The sequence below is a fragment of the Rhodococcus opacus B4 genome (genome assembly GCF_000010805.1).
Lineage (GTDB): Bacteria > Actinomycetota > Actinomycetes > Mycobacteriales > Mycobacteriaceae > Rhodococcus_F > Rhodococcus_F opacus_C.
In genome coordinates this window covers 398,555-413,866 of the sequence record NC_012520.1, presented here as the reverse complement: position 1 = coordinate 413,866, position 15,312 = coordinate 398,555, and the positions used below count along the sequence as shown (strand labels likewise).

Below are 15,312 nucleotides of genomic sequence, written 5' to 3'. Positions count from 1 at the left end.
CGATGATCCGAGGTGAGGGTCGCGGCTTCATCCCTTGCAGTGGTGGCCCGTCCGACAGCGCCTACCGGAACCGACTGCCGGTCGACCGCGCACCGGGTGGTCACAGGAGAGATTGTTCGGCGAAAAACTCACCTGCGGAGTACCACGACTCCCACCCCCCGGGGCTCCCGGTTGGCGCGTACGGGCCAAGCCTGGCACGTGCGGACCGCGCGGTGACGTAGACCACACGCGCATAGTGAGGAGAGTCCGTGATCGGCTCGTGGAATGGAGAGAGTGGGATGAAGACAAAGGCTGCAGTTTGTGGGGGCTCGGAGAGAAGTTGGCAGGTCGAAGAACTCGACCTAGACGACCCCAAGCCCGGCGAGGCGATGGTCAGGCTCACCGCCAGCGGACTGTGCCACTCGGACGAGCACTTGGTCACAGGCGACATCCCGATGCACTTCCCTGTAGTCGGGGGCCACGAGGGTGCCGGGGTCATCCCCAAGATCGGATCGGGCTCAGCCATCTCGGAACCAGCTTGTCACTACCCTCCAACCAGGGAGATCAGACGGTCGTCGCCAGCTGGACCGCGAGCACCCGCAGCGCAATCTCGATCCGGGCTCTCCCCCTTCCCCGACGGCCCGGCACACCGGTTCTTCATGGACGGCTTCTACGCCGCGTACCGCGCAGAGTTCGGCCGCCCTCCTTCGGACGTGATCGCCCGGACCACACCCTTCCCACACACGGCACGGGAGGCCCCTTGAGGTCGACTGGATCGCCGAGGCGCATCGAATACTTCCGACCAACAAAGAGGTACCGCAATGATCGAGTTCATCTACTGGTTCGTCCCGCTGGTGATCTTCATGCTTTCTCCAGCATTGATCCCCATCATCATCCACGTGTGCGGTCACATCTACGACAAAGTCGGGCGGACGGCGGAGTCACCCCGCAATAGGCGCAGGCTTGAATCAGGCGTCGTGCGCAGCAAAAGTACCGGGACTTTCCGACTTGCGGTGGATCCGCCTCTGACACAGCGGTTTAGTTCTTCGCGTTGATCCGGCCCTCGAACGTGATCGTGATCCAAAATCTGATTATGCCGGGCGATCGCAGTCGGTGTGGGCTGGTAGGTGGTGTTGTCACGGAGCGTTGACTCCGCTCTTCCGTGTACCGCCCATTCGAAATTGTTTGTCGGCCATTTCATGCACGACGCTTCTTTGTCGTTGCTGCAGTCCGAAGCGACCGGTCAATGTCGTGCTCTGCTCGCTCGGAGGTTGGTGGGGGTTCCCCCTCAAGTGTGGACATCGTGAACACTGGGTCGTGAAGGTCCCAGAGGAAGAGATGTCACTGATGGCGATGAAGGCGTACTCGGCGGAGTTCAAGGCCGATGCCGTCGCGCTGTACCTGTCCGATCCGAGCCACACCTTCGATGGCATCGGCAACGACCTGGGAGTCAGCCGCGAGACCCTACGGAATTGGGTGCGGGCGGAGCGCAAACGCACCGGTACCTCCACGGACGAGCTCCGGGCCAGTGGGGTGGCGCGGCCGACATCGCGGGCAGGCGCGGTATCGTCCGAGTCCGTGTTAGAGGAAGAGAATAGGCAGCTCAAGGCCCAGATCCGGAAGCTCGAAACCGAGCGGGAGATCTTGCGGAGGGCGGCGAAGTATTTCGCGGGCGAGACGAATTGGTGAGCCGCTTCCGATTCGTTGATGACCACTGCGACACCGTTCCGGTGAAGTGGCTGTGCCAAATCCTGGAGGTATCCCGCTCGGGTTTCTACCGGTGGCGGTCCTCGGCGCCGGCCCGGGCGGAACGCGTCCGCGCCGATCAGGAGCTGGCCGAGCGGATCCGTGCCATCCACTCCGACTCCGACGGCACCTACGGTGCCCCGCGGGTGACCGCGGAGCTGCGCGAGGCCGGGATCGAGGTCAATCACAAGCGGGTCGAGCGTGTGATGCGCGAGCACGGGATCGTCGGTGTGCATCTGCGCAAACCGGTCCGCACCACGATTCCCGCCCCGGACGCGGCCCCGGTGCCGGATCTGATCCGGCGGGATTTCACCGCGAGCGCACCGAACACCCGATACGTCGGCGACATCACCTATTTGCCGGTCGGTGATGGTGAGTTTTTGTATCTGGCGACGGTGTTGGACCTGGGTTCGCGACGGTTGGCGGGGTGGTCGATCGCCGACCACATGCGTACCGAGTTGGTCACCGATGCACTGCGGGCGGCGGCGGCCTGTCGCGGCGCCGCCGGTCTCGATGGGTCAATTTTCCACTCCGACAACGGGGCTCAGTATGCGTCGGCCGAGTTCGCCGACCTGTGTCGCGAGCTGGGCGTGACGACATCGCGGGGTGCGGTCGGGACGTCGGCGGACAACGCGGCGGCCGAGTCGCTGAACGCGACGCTGAAGCGGGAGACGTTACAGAGTCGGAAGCGCTGGAACAGCGCGGGCGAGGCACGTGCTGCTGTCTTCCGCTGGATCACGCGCTACAACACCAGAAGGAGGCACTCCACTCTCGGCCAGATCTGTCCGGTCGAGTTCGAGCGGCGATCGGCTACGCTGGCCACCGCCGCATAGGAACTGGTGTCCACACCTCGGGGGGAACGCCCGGTATCCACCTTCCGGGGATGATCCACGATGCTGTCGGCGTGTATACCCTGCCTTCGGACGGCACGAGAGTTGATGCTTGCCCATCGGATTGTCGCTGAGCGGTGGGTGAGGCGTAGACAATGTGGAGTAGATGTGCGGGTCCGGATCGGACCCGAGGTCTGAGATCGCCGTTTCGGCGATCAACAGCTCCGCGAGCGGGACGTTCCGAGAACGCTGGTCCTCAGGGCGGTCACTGTGCGATGCTCCGCAGGTACGCCGCGCTTGCCATCACATCCGAGACTGGATCCTCGGCTTCTGATTCACCCGTCACGATGGTGCCCCATTCTAGCATGAACCACCCGGCCGAAAACCCTGGTCCCCTGGTGCTCGACGTCAGCGTCGCCGAGCGGGGGTACGCGCCCTGGGCGGCGGCGTAGGCCGCGCGGGTGTCGGTGATGTCGGGTACGGGTCGTGGTCAGCGCGTCGTGCAGCAGCACGCGGGTGAACCCGCCGACCGCCTTCAGGTCGTAGGAGGTGAGGGTGCCCGCCAACCGTCGGGGGTCTGCCGGAAGGTACCCGCCCGGGCTGATCTCGGTCGATTCGAGCCCGGGGTTTCGCATCTCGGACGGAACGTGCTCGGTCGGCGGCGGGTGGCCTGAGCCCGGACCGCACCCACGCCCCCGAAACCGGCTCTGCTTCAATATGAATCATCGCCATCGCCAACCCTCGTCCATTCTGACTGGTCAGTGCTGTTGTAGGTGGCCCGGACTCACGACAGGCGGGGGTGCGCCGTCGACCATGGTCGACAGCGCAGTCGTGGAAATCTCTGGACATCAATGGCATTCGCGCGCATCGCCCCATTTCCGGCAAGGAAAGGGACCCTTCGGTCAGGATGTGCCGTCCGGTGACCCGTCGCGGCGACAGCGCCAACCGACACATTCTTGCCCAGAACCTCTTCCACTCTCCTCCGCGACAACACGCACGTTCAATCGGCGACCGTCGATGACGTGACAGCTCAGCCGCTTCTCTCGGAACGCCTGGATGCAGAACAATATGCACCGTACTCAGACGGTAACTGAACGGTATTGGGGTTAAACGAGGGTTAAACGGTTCTGCTGGTGGCCGCGGGTGACCGTGGTTTCGCCCCTCGGCGGTTCCACACCCCTCTGCTCGTTCTTGGCCGCGTGGTGCCAGACCGCGCGGCCGGTCGGTATTATGCCTTGAACTGCAGTTTCGACATCGAGTGGATACATCGGAGTGTTCGACAGTTCACATGCACGCAACTCAGTCTCAAGACGATTTCGTTACCGTAAGTGGTGCCAACGTGAGGGATCGGCTCAGCTAGAACTCAGCCACCGCTACGGAGCGCGCGATGGAACACCTTGTGGTCCTGTCCTTGATCGGCCTTCCGGTCGCCCTCTTCGGCCCGTATCTCACCTGGGGGGTGGTCCTGGCCTATGAAACGCGCTGGCTCGAGCGCCAGCGGCTACCCGCCCCGACCCACCACCAGCGACGACTACCGGCCCCGACCAAGGGCCACCCAGATCACTCGCCGATGCTCCCAGAGTTCGGTGTCGGCACCTCGGCGCCGGACCTGAGACCGGGGCACACCGAAACCGGTCGTCGACGCCCCGGTGTCGGCACCCCCGGCCGCGGCACCGGCGTCCCGGTGCAGGTGTCCGGCGCTGGTACACGGAGCTTGCCCGCCTCGGCATACCGAAGACGCGGGCGCGGGCCCTGCGGGTCGCTCCCTCGCTCCTCACAAGCGGAGCACTCAGGGCGCCGCGGAAGCCACGCAGCGACTCCCCACACCGCGCACTCGTGTCCCTCTACCGGCGTGGCCGCAGCAAACCACAGCATCAACAGAGGCGTGGGAGATGACCGAAGTACCCGATACCGGTGACACCCCGGCGCTGGAGCCCGCAGATGCCACGGACAAGCGTCGGATGGATGGCCGGCAACTATTGTCGACCGCGAAAGGCATTGTGATCGCGTTACGCGGCTGCAGCGACACCGCCGCATTCGACGAGTTGCTGCGCATGGCCCACCGTCACCACCTCAGCGTGCTCAACGCACGCGCACTCGTAGACCTCGCCGTCGGCGACAAGGGTCACACCAAACACACTCGTTGCGCGCAGTGACGCTCCCGGCAGTGGTCCTCTCTGCGCCCGAAACGCCCAATCGCCTCCCGGGGGGGACAATCAAGGACATGAAATGCAGCTCACCCCGCGACGCGGATAACGACAAACTCGCGATCTCACCGACACCGCCTTGTGCGCTCAACCATCGCGATGTTGTTGACGCAGATCGAATTTGCGGATCTTGCCGGTGGCGGTCACTTGGCCAGCGCGGTGACTATCTCGATCCGTTTGGGTACTCAACGCCGCTACATACACGGAGGGATGGCTCGTGGGTACACCACGGTGTCCCGGTCGTCGACAACCATCTCCACCCGGGTGGGATCGGTGGCGAGGTCATCCCATGCCACAACGTTGCGCTCCGCCACCCCTGGTGCCGCGGGATTCGGGCCGCATCAGCGGCAACCACCGACGACCACGGCGCTACGATCGCCGACTGTTGCGGGTGTTCTACCTGTCCGCCCAGCTCAGCGTGAGATCCAGTGCCCGAGTCCAAGACCTATTACGACCGCAAACGCGCGGAAGGGAAACGGCACACCCAAGCAGTACTTGCTCTGGCCAGGCGGAGATCGAACGTTCTGTGGGCGATGTTGCGAGACGGGGCCGCCTATCGATCTGTGTCCACCGTCGAGACGGCTGCCTGACGCGGAATCTCCACGGGCCCCGTAGGTCAGAGGTGCCGTTAGCGTGTCGGCGTTCCCGGTTTAACCGAATCACGGTTAGTGCTCACAGGGGGTGCTGCTTTCCCAGGTTTGTGTCGGCAGGGTTCGTCCTTTGAGGGAGAGTTCGCCGTGTGGTGTCCATTATTCGCGTTCGTGTTCGCTGGCAGCTCTGATGACGGTGTCGGCGGCGAGGATCCATCCCGGCGTGTGTTTGGCGAGGGTCTGTGAGGCGTGATGCCTCGTTGACCGCGTCGCCGATGACGGTGTATTCCAGGCGCTGGTCGGTGCCGAGGTTTCCGGCGACGACGGCGCCGGTAGCGAGTCCGATCCCGATGTCGAGTTCCCCACGTCGGCGAGGACGCGGTCGCGGATCTGCCGTGCGGCGTCTCCCTCGAATTTGTTGACCAGCCCGTGGTGGCTCTCGGTTGCCGCGATCACTGCCGCGAGGAGACGGTTGAGCTTGTCGACGAATACTTGCGGCGAGAGCTGGTGGGCGAGTTCCGTCGAGTTGGTTACGTGCAACAGCACCGGAACTGGCCGGCCGGCATCGGCGGCTTCTGCGGGATCAGGGCGGGAGGGCAGCACACTCGTCGGCCCGCTCCGTGCTGCTGCCCGCGGTGCGGACGGGCACTGGTGTGACACATTGCCATGCATCTTCTTTCAGTCGTGTCAGCGGTCCAGCGCGTGCTGGACCGCGCCGGGGCGGTGATGCGAAAAGGCCGGTGCAGCGGGACGGGGCGAGGTAGTCGACGGTGAGGCTGCGGGTCACCGCCGGGGTGAGGGCGATCCAGAGGGTGAAGCCGAACAGGTCGTCGCAGGCGGCGGCCACCGCCCCACCGTGCGCGAGGCCGGGCGCACCGATGTGGCGTTCGTCGAACGTCACATCGGTGTAGACCTCGTCGCCGGAGCGGAACACCTCCAGTTGCAGGCCGGCGGGATTGTCCGGCCCGCACCCCATGCAGGTCGGCGAGTGCGGCGGTAGCGGTAGCTGGGTCACGGGCGTCCCTTCTCGGCGGTGCTGGCTAACGGCGGGCGGCGCGGGATCGACTGCGCTGGGCCGGTTCGGCCGGGTTCCCCGATGCGGCCGGGTTCCCCGATGCGCCCGTGTCCGGGGTGCGGGGAGCGCGGCCGGGCGCCCAGAACAGCAGGATCGCGGCACCCGCCGACGCGATGACTGCGAGGACGATCGCGGACTGCTCGGTGCCGTGCAGAAACGCGGACTTGGCGAAGTCGGCGAGTTGGTCGCCGACCGGTCCGGCCCGGTCGGCGACCTCGAGGGCACCGGCGAGTGAGTCGGTGACCGGGCCCCGCGCCTCCGGAGGGAGCCGCTCGATCGCCGGGGCGATGTTGTGGCTGTACCCGGCGGCCAGGACACTGCCGGCGACCGCGATGCCGATCGCCGCACCGATCTCGCGGGTGGCGTCGTTGACCGCCGCGGCGACCCCGTGTTTTTCGACCGGGGTGTCCGCAACGATGGCCGCCGTCGCCGGTGCCGCGGTCAGGCCCAGACCCGCGCTCATCAGCAGCGTCGGCCACAGCACGTCGACGTAGGTGGAGTGCAGATCCAGCCGGCTGATGACGTAGAACCCCCCAGCGATGGCGAGCAGACCGGTCACCGTCATCAACCGCAACCCCAGCCGGGCCGCCATCCACGGTGCGATCGCCGACAGGAGCACCAACGGCACCATCATCGGCGCCAACGCCAGCGCCGAACCCAGCGGGCTGTATCCGAAGATCAACTGCAGGTATTGGACGAGGACCAGGAAGACGCCGAACGTCACCAGGAACTGGATCGTGATGGAGAACGATCCGCTCCCGAAGCCCCGACGGGCGAAGAACCGCACATCGAGCAGCGGATGATCCGCCCGCAACTCCCACACCACGAACACCGCCGTGGCCACCACACCCAGCCCGAATCCGGCGACCACCGCGGGATCCGACCAGCCAAGTGCCGGCACCTCGATGATGGCCAGCACCACCAGTCCGATCGCGAACACCACCGCGACCGATCCGATCACATCCATCAGCGGCGGATTCTCCTGGCGGGATTCGGGAATGGTGAAGGCACACAACAGCAGAAACACCCCCACCCCGGTCAGGCCGACGAAGATCGACTGCCACGACCAGAAGTCGAGCAGCAGCCCCGACCCCAGAATCCCCAGCAGACCCCCGGACCCGGCGACCCCCGCCCAGATCCCGACCGCCCGCCCCCGCTGCTGCTCGGGGAAGCCCGCGGTCAGGATCGACAGCGTGGACGGCATCACGAACGCCGCCCCCACCCCGGCCGCGGCCCGCGCCGCGATCAACCACCACGGGGTCGATACCAGCAGTGGCACCGCCGAGGCCAGCGAAAACAGCGCCAACCCCACGATCAGCACCGCCCGCCGGCCGTAACGGTCACCCAGCGCCCCGGCCGGCAACACCAGACACGCCAACGCCAACGTGTACCCATCGACCACCCAGGTGAGCTGGGTTTGCGTCGCCCCGGTGGCCACCGCAATGTCCGGCAGCGCGGTGTACAGGGCCGCCATCGACGCGACCACCAGGGCCACCGACAGGCACGAGACCACCAACGTCCACTTCTGCGCCCGCGACAGCAGCACCCGATCACCGGCAGCCATACACCCACCTCCACATAACGATACGGTTGGTATCGGTTCGCTACTATGCGTAGCACAATGTGGGGTGAGGGGATAGTGCCCGCGACTGATCCGAGGGCACAATGACGAGGTGGGCGAGAAGATGATCATCGAAAACCTGGTCGACGACGAGGACCGGCTCGTGGATCCCCGGCGGGCCCGTTCACGCGCACGACTGCTCGACGCGGCGACGTCCCTGCTCTCGACCGGCGGCATCGAGGCCGTCACGATCGACGCGGTCACCAAGGTGTCCAAGGTCGCGCGGACCACCCTCTACCGGCACTTCACCGACAGCACCCAGCTCCTGGCCGCGGCGTTCGAGCGACTGCTGCCCCCGGTCACCGCACCGCCGGCGTCCGGAACGATCCGTGAACAGTTGATCGAGCTGCTGGACCGTCAGGCCAAGCTCATCGAGGAAGCCCCCGCCCAACTGACAATGCTCGGCTGGCTCGCCCTCGGGTCCACCCAACCCGACACCGTCGGGACGACATCGCATCCCGAAGATGACAGGAACCCGGTCAGTTCCCTCCGCACGCGGGTGGTCAACCAATACCGCGAACCGTTCGACGAGATCCTGGGCAGCCCCGAAGCCCAGCAAGAGCTCGGCCACTTCGACACCACCCTGGCCCTGACCCAACTCGTCGGACCCATCATCTTCACCCGACTCGCAGCACTCCCGCCCACCGGCCCGGCTGAACGTCAGCAACTCGTCGACGACTTCCTCGCCGCCCGCGCCACCGCACAGACGCAAACCTCGATCACACACTGATTTGTTGTTGCCCGACATGTTTCAGAGGTCAACGATTCTCCGCCGGTCTCGATCTACCCACCAACTACCATGCGCAATCATCGAACTGCGTTCGTCGATGATCGACGGGCAGATGGCACACATGTCCGAGCTGGGTACACCTAGGCTTAGGAAAGTTCGGGCGCGCATTCCTCGTCCCTTGGCCTCACGGCCTCACGGCCTCCCGGCGACGGCCTGGTAGTCCTGAAACCGCACGTCCGCCATTTGTTTGACGTATGGGTGGCGAACCCGGGGTACATGGTGGCGTTGAAGCCGTCCTCGGTCAGATACCAGCTTCGGCACCCTGAGTTCCCGGTCGTTTTCGCCAACCGTTTCTGCAGGGCATCGAAGCTGCGTTGCGCGTTCTCACGTACATCGAGGTACTTGAGATTCCAGCGTCCCATGGCCCGGATCGCCTGCACGGCGTAGTCGATCTGTGCCTCCATGTACACCAGCGCCGAGTTGTGCCCGGGCCCCGGAATTCGGGCCGAAAGTGAAGAAGAGGTTCGGATAGCCGGCGACATTGATGCTCTTGTACGCGTAGGCACCGGACGACCACTCCTCGTCGAGGGATCGACCGTCGATCCCGACAATCGAAAAGGGTGTGCCGGACTTCGCCACATCGAAGCCCGTGGCAAACACGATCGCGTCCACGTGATGTTCGAGCCCGTCGGCGGTGCGGATGCCCTCCGGACACAGGGTCGCGATGGGCCAGGTAATGAGGGTGCAGTTCTCCCGACTCAACGCTGGGTAGTAGTCGTTGGTGACGAGCAGTCGTTTGCATCCCGCCGTGAAGCGAGGGGTGAGTTGGCGGCGCATCCAGGGATCTTTGATCTGGCGTCGCAGCTGCAGCCGGGAAATCTGCTGGAGAAGTCGGGTCATCGCGGTGTGCCACACCAGCCCGAGCGCCATGAACTCGTGCATCCCGAACACCGCACTACGGGCTGCAGTCTGGGCGGGCGGCACCGTCCGGTAGAGGGCCTTGTTCCACTCCGGGGTGTTGCAGCCGGGGCACCACCCAGCCCGGAGTCCGCTGAAAAACCTTCACGTGCGCGGCCGTATTGACTAATTCGGGGAATGATCTGCACGGCACTCGCGCCGGTGCCGATCACGGCGACCTTCTTGCTTCGGGATCAACCGGTCGACAGTGGAAGACATCACACGGCGTTCACGGCTCGCGCGCGTCACGCTGTACCGCAGATTTCCGAGCACTCCGCCCACCAGCATGGAAGGACGCAAGGGAACAGCACCTGATCGAAGCGGTCATAATGCGCGAGCTCGGAAAGTTCCTCACCGACCTGCAGCGTGAGGCCGACCGATATCCCCGTGCGGAAGACAAGCTGACCGAGGGCTTCGTCTTCACGCTCGCCGCCCTACGCAGTCACACGCTGCTCAATCGGCTGCTCGAAAGCGAACCCGAAGCTCTTCTGCCCCATCTGACCGTGCAGGGCAGGGAATTCGTTCGAACATGCTCGGACTTTCTCGCCGCACAGTTCGCGCAGAGCCTGGACGACGACCGCACCGGCGCCGAACTACTCATTGTCGCCGAACTGACCGTGCGCTTGATTCTGTCGTTCGTGCTGACTCCCACGACCATCGTCGATCTCGACGACCCCGACACCGCACGCGACTTCTGCCGCCGATACCTGGCCCCGCACTGACCGGCCAACTCAAACCAACCGACCCGAAGGACTGAACGCACATGGCTCGCTCATCGACCACTCACACAAGCAAGCTTCTTCGTCACCGGAGCCGACAGAGGAATCGGCGAAGCCCTCGCCCCGACGTCTGCATGCCACTTGGGCGAACGGCGCGCTCGTCGGCCCGGAAGCGGACAGAATGCGCACCCTCGCAATCAAACTCGGCGATCGCACAGTAGTCTTCGAAGCTGGCGTCACCGATGACGCAGCAATAACGGCCGCCGCCGACGTGACGGCCGAACGGTTCGGCGGAATCGACGTTACCATCGGCGTCGCCTTCGTCGGCGTCGCCTTCGTCGGCCCCTGTTCGCCGCACCTGTCGAACACATCGAACGCACCCTCGTAGTCAACTTGGGCGCCTGGCCCCCGACCGTGCCGTCCTGCCCCATCTGCTTCGCAGGGGTTATCTGCTCAACATTCCCCACTTGCCACGGCAGGACACATGCGACTGATAGGTGCCCACACCGCGTAGGTGCCTACACCGCGTCCAAGCCCGGCAACGAAAGCACTCACGCTTCCGTCGACACCGACCTCGTCCGCGGAGCCTTCACCATCCAGCCGGAGCAGCCGCCTATGAGCTTGCGGCGGCGCTTCTCGCCAGATCCAGCCCCGTCACTGAAGCCGTCGGTACCACCGAGAAGGGGAATCGCCCGACGCCCCGCCCGAATCCGGGCGCCCCGGTTCGTCGACCCTGCCCTGCGGACTCGTACACCCCCTCGAGTTCGGTCTACCGATGCGACCCCGAGGATTTCGCCGCCGCATTCGCGCTCGCCGACGGCCACGAACAGCTCGCCCAGCACGACAATCTTCTCGGATCTGCTGCGAATATTCCACTTGCCCAAGATAATTCCTACTTTGAGGCGTGTCGAGGAGATCGGTCCGACTCGAGCCTACTGCTGCCGCTTGGGCGCGTTGCCCTGCTCCTGATCGTGTTCCGGTCCTCTTGCACGGCGCCGACTGACATCTAGCAGTTCCTCCTCCGACAAACATTGAGACAATGTCGCACTATTGACAAAGATTACTATTCTGTCGAGACTGGCCAGACGTGTGTTAGACCCCACATCGCAGGGAGAATCGATGACCTCAGCCTTGTCCGCCGAGCGTCTGCGCCCCGTAACTCCGATACGCCGCCTTCGACACGAAGCTGGCGAAACGCCACCCTTGAGACGCTGGATGCGCCACGACATGGGAAACACATGAGCACGGCGGCACCCTGGCGGTGTACGGCCCGGTCTTCGGCACCGTCCCGGACCGCGCGCGTCTGTCACGTACGAGGTGACAGCGCTTCGGGATGGGCAGCCAAGACGGGACTGCGACGGCCTTGGATCGCGGGTCACCTGGATACTACGTTTCCGAGACTGTTTGCTGGCCACCGAAGAACACCTTGCTACAGTCCGAACAGGCGAACCCCGGCAAGAGGCTTCGATCGAAGTCCCCTGGTCTGCGACTTCCGCGAAATTCCTCGCCGAAGAGCAATCCCCGCACGCAAACACTGCTCACCGCGACCAAGCTGCTGTCGATCAGATACCGGCCTTTTCCGGTGGTCGGCGTCATCAGCGCCTGCAACGTCCCACTGGTGGTATGAACGCGGGCCGAACAGATTGCACGCCCACCCGAGATCGGAGCGGTGAACCGGCGGCAACCACCGAGACCGCGCCCGCAAAGCCCTAGACAACTAGGCGACAGACGTCAAGGACGGTACCCCATGGTCAATCTGATTCACGCTCCGCTGGACAAGGCGCGCGAACGCGTGTCATCCGTCGTGATGCTCCCCGCGCCACGACGGATCGAGAACGCACTGCGCAGCTTCAGCCACAAATGGCCGACCCGCCACCTCGCTGAGCCACCGTCGGGCAGCGGACTCAAGCCGGTCGAAGGCGACCGAGGACTGCCGCTGCTCGGGCACACTCTGGACTACATCCGCTTCGGCTCGGATTTCACCCGCGACCGGTACAACCAGTTCGGACCGGTTTGTTGGATGGGAGCCTTCGGCACCCGAATGGTCATCGTCTCCGGGCCGGACGCTACCCAACACGTGCTCACCAACAAGGACAAGGCCTTCTCCCAAGACGGCTGGACTTATCTCATCGACAAGTTCTTCCACCGCGGCCTGATGCTGATGAGCTTTGATGAGCACCGCATGCACCGGCGCATCATGCAGGAGGCCTTCACCCGCGACCGGCTCGCCGGCTACGCCAACCAGGTAGGCCCCTGCGTGCGGGAGAACGTGCCGACCTGGCCGACCGACAGCACGCTACGCATCTATCCACGTTTGAAGAACCTCACGCTCGACATCGCCACCGAAGTGTTCATGGGCGGGTGCGGCGGCGGAGAGGACGCCGCAGCGATCAACCAGGCCTTCGTCGCCACCGTGCGTGCCGCGAGTTCAATCGTGCGGGCACCGTTGCCCGCCACACGGTGGCGCGCCGGCGTCAAGGGACGGCGAGTGCTCGAGGACTACTTCGCACGACACCTTCCAGAAACGCGGTCCGGCGACGGCAACGATCTGTTCGCCGGACTCTGTCACGCCACCACCGCCGACGGCGAACGCTTCACCGACGACGACGTCATCAGCCACATGATCTTCCTGATGATGGCCGCCCACGACACATCAACGATCACCACGGCCGCGTGCGCCTACTACCTCGCCAAGAACCCGGCCTGGCAGCAACAGGCCCGCGACGAATCAGACGCCCTCGGCGACGATCTACCCGACATCGACGCCCTGGAAGGACTCCAAACCCTCGACCTGATCATCAAGGAGACGCTGCGACTGGTCGCACCCGTACCGATCGTGATGCGCAAGACCGTCGCCGACACCGACGTCCTCGGCCACTACATCCCTGCCGACACCCTCGTCGCTGTCGCACCCGCGGTAAATCACTTCGTCGAGGACTACTGGACCAATCCCGACACCTTCGACCCGAATCGCTTCGCCCCCGACCGTCAAGAAGACCAGTCGCACCGCTTCGCCTGGATTCCCTTCGGTGGCGGCGTGCACAAATGCATCGGACTTCACTTCGGCACACTCGAGGTCAAAGCGATCCTGCACGAGATGCTGCGCGTCTACACCTGGACTGTTCCTGACGACTACACCGTCCGCTGGGACAACACTTCCTTGCCCGTTCCCGTCGACGGACTACCAATCCAGCTCAGCCGCAGATAGCCCACGACAACTTCGAGCAAGCGGGAGTGTGCCTTGCTCCTCTGACCCGAAAATCCCCTTGACCACGGGCGTACGTCGGAGACCCGGCGTAGCTTGCGGATCCGGGTTCTATTGTGGCGGTGCCGGATTCGGTTAGGCAGCTGGCGCGACGGTGACGCGGTAGCCGAGTCCGGCGCGCGGCGATGCGCCGGAACTTCGCCGAGAAATAGGTTCCCTTAGCAGGAGACGGCGAGGGCGGCGGTGCCGGGGCGCCCTTGAGATACCGGTTTCCGGGCCGGGTCTTCGTGGATTTCACCCGACCGGCCGACTCGTTCGACCCCGGCGCGGTACCCGCCCACGAGGCCAGATGCCCTGATGACGCTCGGCGAAAGTGCTCAGACCTGCTCGGTGAAAGTGCTCGCAGTTGCTGTCCGGACTGCGGAGTTACGCGACAAGGTTGATTTCGAACCGACTCATCGGACGCCGGCGCCGGCGAATGTCAGGGCGTCGGCGAAGGTGGCTCCGGCCGCGATTTTGGCGCGATACTTCATGATCTTGCCGGGCTTGTTGACTGCCAACGCGCCGACGAGCAGGTCGCCGCGGCAGTACAGCGCCAGCCAATCGTGGTCATCGATGCTACCGACGACCACAACGTCGTCGGCAGCGCAGATGCCGACCATCTGGATTTTGTCTGTGTACCAGTCCGACCAGAAGTAGGGGACAGTCTGATAGGGAGTGGCGTTGTCAGGATCGAGGGCGTTGCGGGCAGCGAGAGTCCCTTGTTCAGCCGCCGCTGTCCAATGCTCGAGGCGCATCGACTCCCCGAACAGCGGGTGGTTCCATCGGGTGATGTCGCCCGCCGCGTACACCGAGTCAGCGGCCTTCAACGTCGCGTCACACACCACACCGTCGTCGAGGTCGAGGCCCGAATCCGTGAGCCACTCCACAACGGGTTCCGCACCGATCCCCACGACGACGAGATCCGCGTCGAGCACGGTGCCGTCGGAGAGATGCACGTGCTCGATCCGGTCCGTTCCCGTCAGAGCGGTGACCGTGACATCGCAGCGAAGGTCGGTGCCGTTGCGGGTGTGCAGCGCGGCGCACGCCACCGCCATCTGCGGGCCGACAGCGCGGATCAGCGGCAGCGGTGCAGCCTCGACCATCGTGACGGGAAGTCCACGTCGACGGGCGGCGGCGGCGATCTCGGCACCGATGAATCCGGCACCGATGATCACAGTGCGTGCCTGCGCCTCGAGGGCCGTACGAATTGCCTGCGCGTCCTCGACGGTGCGCAGGGTGTGCACTCCGGGCAGCTGTTCGCCGGGCAGGGTGCGGGGACGGGAACCGGTCGCGGCGATCAGGCTGGAATAGTTGATCCGCTCATCGCCGGCGATGATGTGGTGTGTCGCGGTGTCCAGACCGGTGGCAGTGCAACCGAGGCGCACCTCGACACCCAGGTCGGGTAGCGAAGCGGCACCGGGGAACGTGGTAGGCGCCGGTGCCGGGCCCTCGGCGAGGAACCCCTTCGACAGTGGCGGCCGATTGTAGGGCAGGTGCTCCTCGGCGCCGAGCAGCGTGATCGGACCGTGGTAGCCGGTCTTGCGGGCCGACTGGACCGCATGCAGCCCGGCCAACGAGGCACCGACGACAACCAGGCCGGATTCGCTCACC

10 protein-coding genes and 5 pseudogenes are annotated in these 15,312 nt (G+C 65.0%); 9 read left to right on the top strand and 6 right to left on the bottom strand.

Annotated features, from left to right (window positions below; all coding sequences use genetic code 11):
- Positions 1-278: 278 nt before the first annotated feature.
- The 5 genes and pseudogenes from ROP_RS44630 to ROP_RS42050 form a co-directional block, all read left to right on the top strand.
- Positions 279-497 (top strand): annotated as a pseudogene (locus ROP_RS44630) (alcohol dehydrogenase catalytic domain-containing protein); the annotation flags it as partial.
- 303 nt (positions 498-800) lie between these two features.
- Positions 801-1,034 (top strand): hypothetical protein, encoded by a 234-nt coding sequence (locus ROP_RS37950; protein WP_007297969.1) that lies wholly within the window; start codon positions 801-803, stop codon positions 1,032-1,034.
- A 292-nt stretch (positions 1,035-1,326) separates the two neighbouring features.
- A protein-coding gene (locus ROP_RS37940) for an IS3 family transposase (protein ID WP_085990379.1) occupies positions 1,327-2,558 on the top strand; the annotation gives its coding sequence in 2 pieces (ribosomal slippage) (positions 1,327-1,648 and positions 1,648-2,558; 1,233 coding nt in all).
- A gap of 1,889 nt (positions 2,559-4,447) precedes the next feature.
- Positions 4,448-4,711 (top strand): ANTAR domain-containing protein, encoded by a 264-nt coding sequence (locus ROP_RS37935; RefSeq protein WP_007297966.1) that lies wholly within the window; start codon positions 4,448-4,450, stop codon positions 4,709-4,711.
- A 370-nt stretch (positions 4,712-5,081) separates the two neighbouring features.
- Positions 5,082-5,352, top strand: a pseudogene (locus ROP_RS42050) (transposase); the annotation flags it as partial.
- Positions 5,353-5,434: 82 nt separating this feature from the next.
- Here ROP_RS42050 and ROP_RS44625 read toward each other — a convergent pair.
- The 3 genes and pseudogenes from ROP_RS44625 to ROP_RS37920 all read right to left on the bottom strand — a co-directional run bounded on the left by ROP_RS44625 (position 5,435) and on the right by ROP_RS37920 (position 7,991).
- Positions 5,435-5,698, bottom strand: coding sequence for an adenylate/guanylate cyclase domain-containing protein (locus ROP_RS44625; RefSeq protein ID WP_231869137.1), 264 nt, complete (start codon positions 5,696-5,698; stop codon positions 5,435-5,437).
- Between the two features lie 373 nt (positions 5,699-6,071).
- Positions 6,072-6,367: pseudogene (locus tag ROP_RS37925) on the bottom strand (PaaI family thioesterase); the annotation flags it as partial.
- Positions 6,368-6,392: 25 nt separating this feature from the next.
- On the bottom strand, positions 6,393-7,991 hold the full coding sequence (locus tag ROP_RS37920) for an MFS transporter (RefSeq protein WP_007297962.1): 1,599 nt from the start codon (positions 7,989-7,991) through the stop codon (positions 6,393-6,395).
- 121 nt (positions 7,992-8,112) lie between these two features.
- On the opposite strand from ROP_RS37920, the gene ROP_RS37915 reads away from it, so the two are divergent.
- Positions 8,113-8,778, top strand: a complete 666-nt coding sequence (locus ROP_RS37915; RefSeq protein WP_039951559.1) for a helix-turn-helix domain-containing protein — start codon at positions 8,113-8,115, stop codon at positions 8,776-8,778.
- Between the two features lie 192 nt (positions 8,779-8,970).
- On the opposite strand, the pseudogene ROP_RS44620 reads toward ROP_RS37915, so the two are convergent.
- Positions 8,971-9,920 (bottom strand): annotated as a pseudogene (locus ROP_RS44620) (flavin-containing monooxygenase); the annotation flags it as partial.
- Positions 9,921-10,064: 144 nt separating this feature from the next.
- Here ROP_RS44620 and ROP_RS37905 point away from each other — a divergent pair.
- From ROP_RS37905 to ROP_RS37895, 3 genes are all read left to right on the top strand, one after another.
- Positions 10,065-10,457: a hypothetical protein gene (locus ROP_RS37905; RefSeq protein WP_050785265.1), complete on the top strand. Its 393-nt coding sequence runs from the start codon at positions 10,065-10,067 to the stop codon at positions 10,455-10,457.
- Positions 10,458-10,635: 178 nt separating this feature from the next.
- The gene (locus ROP_RS37900) at positions 10,636-10,842 is read left to right on the top strand and encodes a hypothetical protein (protein WP_007297957.1); all 207 of its coding nucleotides are present in this window, start codon (positions 10,636-10,638) and stop codon (positions 10,840-10,842) included.
- Between the two features lie 1,359 nt (positions 10,843-12,201).
- Positions 12,202-13,662: a cytochrome P450 gene (locus ROP_RS37895; RefSeq protein ID WP_007297956.1), complete on the top strand. Its 1,461-nt coding sequence runs from the start codon at positions 12,202-12,204 to the stop codon at positions 13,660-13,662.
- A gap of 169 nt (positions 13,663-13,831) precedes the next feature.
- Here the strand turns inward: ROP_RS37895 and ROP_RS42040 are convergent.
- A pseudogene (locus ROP_RS42040) lies at positions 13,832-14,023 on the bottom strand (transposase); the annotation flags it as partial.
- Between the two features lie 91 nt (positions 14,024-14,114).
- Complete coding sequence (locus tag ROP_RS37890) at positions 14,115-15,311, bottom strand: NAD(P)/FAD-dependent oxidoreductase (RefSeq protein ID WP_007297955.1); 1,197 nt, start codon at positions 15,309-15,311, stop codon at positions 14,115-14,117.
- Position 15,312: the final 1 nt, after the last annotated feature.

What these genes read in the sequence shown, in the direction of transcription:
- ROP_RS37915 (WP_039951559.1), top strand. Translation starts at nt 8,113, where the DNA reads ATGATCATCGAAAACCTGGTCGACGACGAGGACCGGCTCGTGGATCCC.
- ROP_RS37920 (WP_007297962.1), bottom strand. Translation starts at nt 7,991, where the DNA reads ATGGCTGCCGGTGATCGGGTGCTGCTGTCGCGGGCGCAGAAGTGGACG.
- ROP_RS37895 (WP_007297956.1), top strand. Translation starts at nt 12,202, where the DNA reads ATGGTCAATCTGATTCACGCTCCGCTGGACAAGGCGCGCGAACGCGTG.
- ROP_RS37950 (WP_007297969.1), top strand. Translation starts at nt 801, where the DNA reads ATGATCGAGTTCATCTACTGGTTCGTCCCGCTGGTGATCTTCATGCTT.
- ROP_RS37900 (WP_007297957.1), top strand. Translation starts at nt 10,636, where the DNA reads ATGCGCACCCTCGCAATCAAACTCGGCGATCGCACAGTAGTCTTCGAA.
- ROP_RS37905 (WP_050785265.1), top strand. Translation starts at nt 10,065, where the DNA reads ATGCGCGAGCTCGGAAAGTTCCTCACCGACCTGCAGCGTGAGGCCGAC.
- ROP_RS37935 (WP_007297966.1), top strand. Translation starts at nt 4,448, where the DNA reads ATGACCGAAGTACCCGATACCGGTGACACCCCGGCGCTGGAGCCCGCA.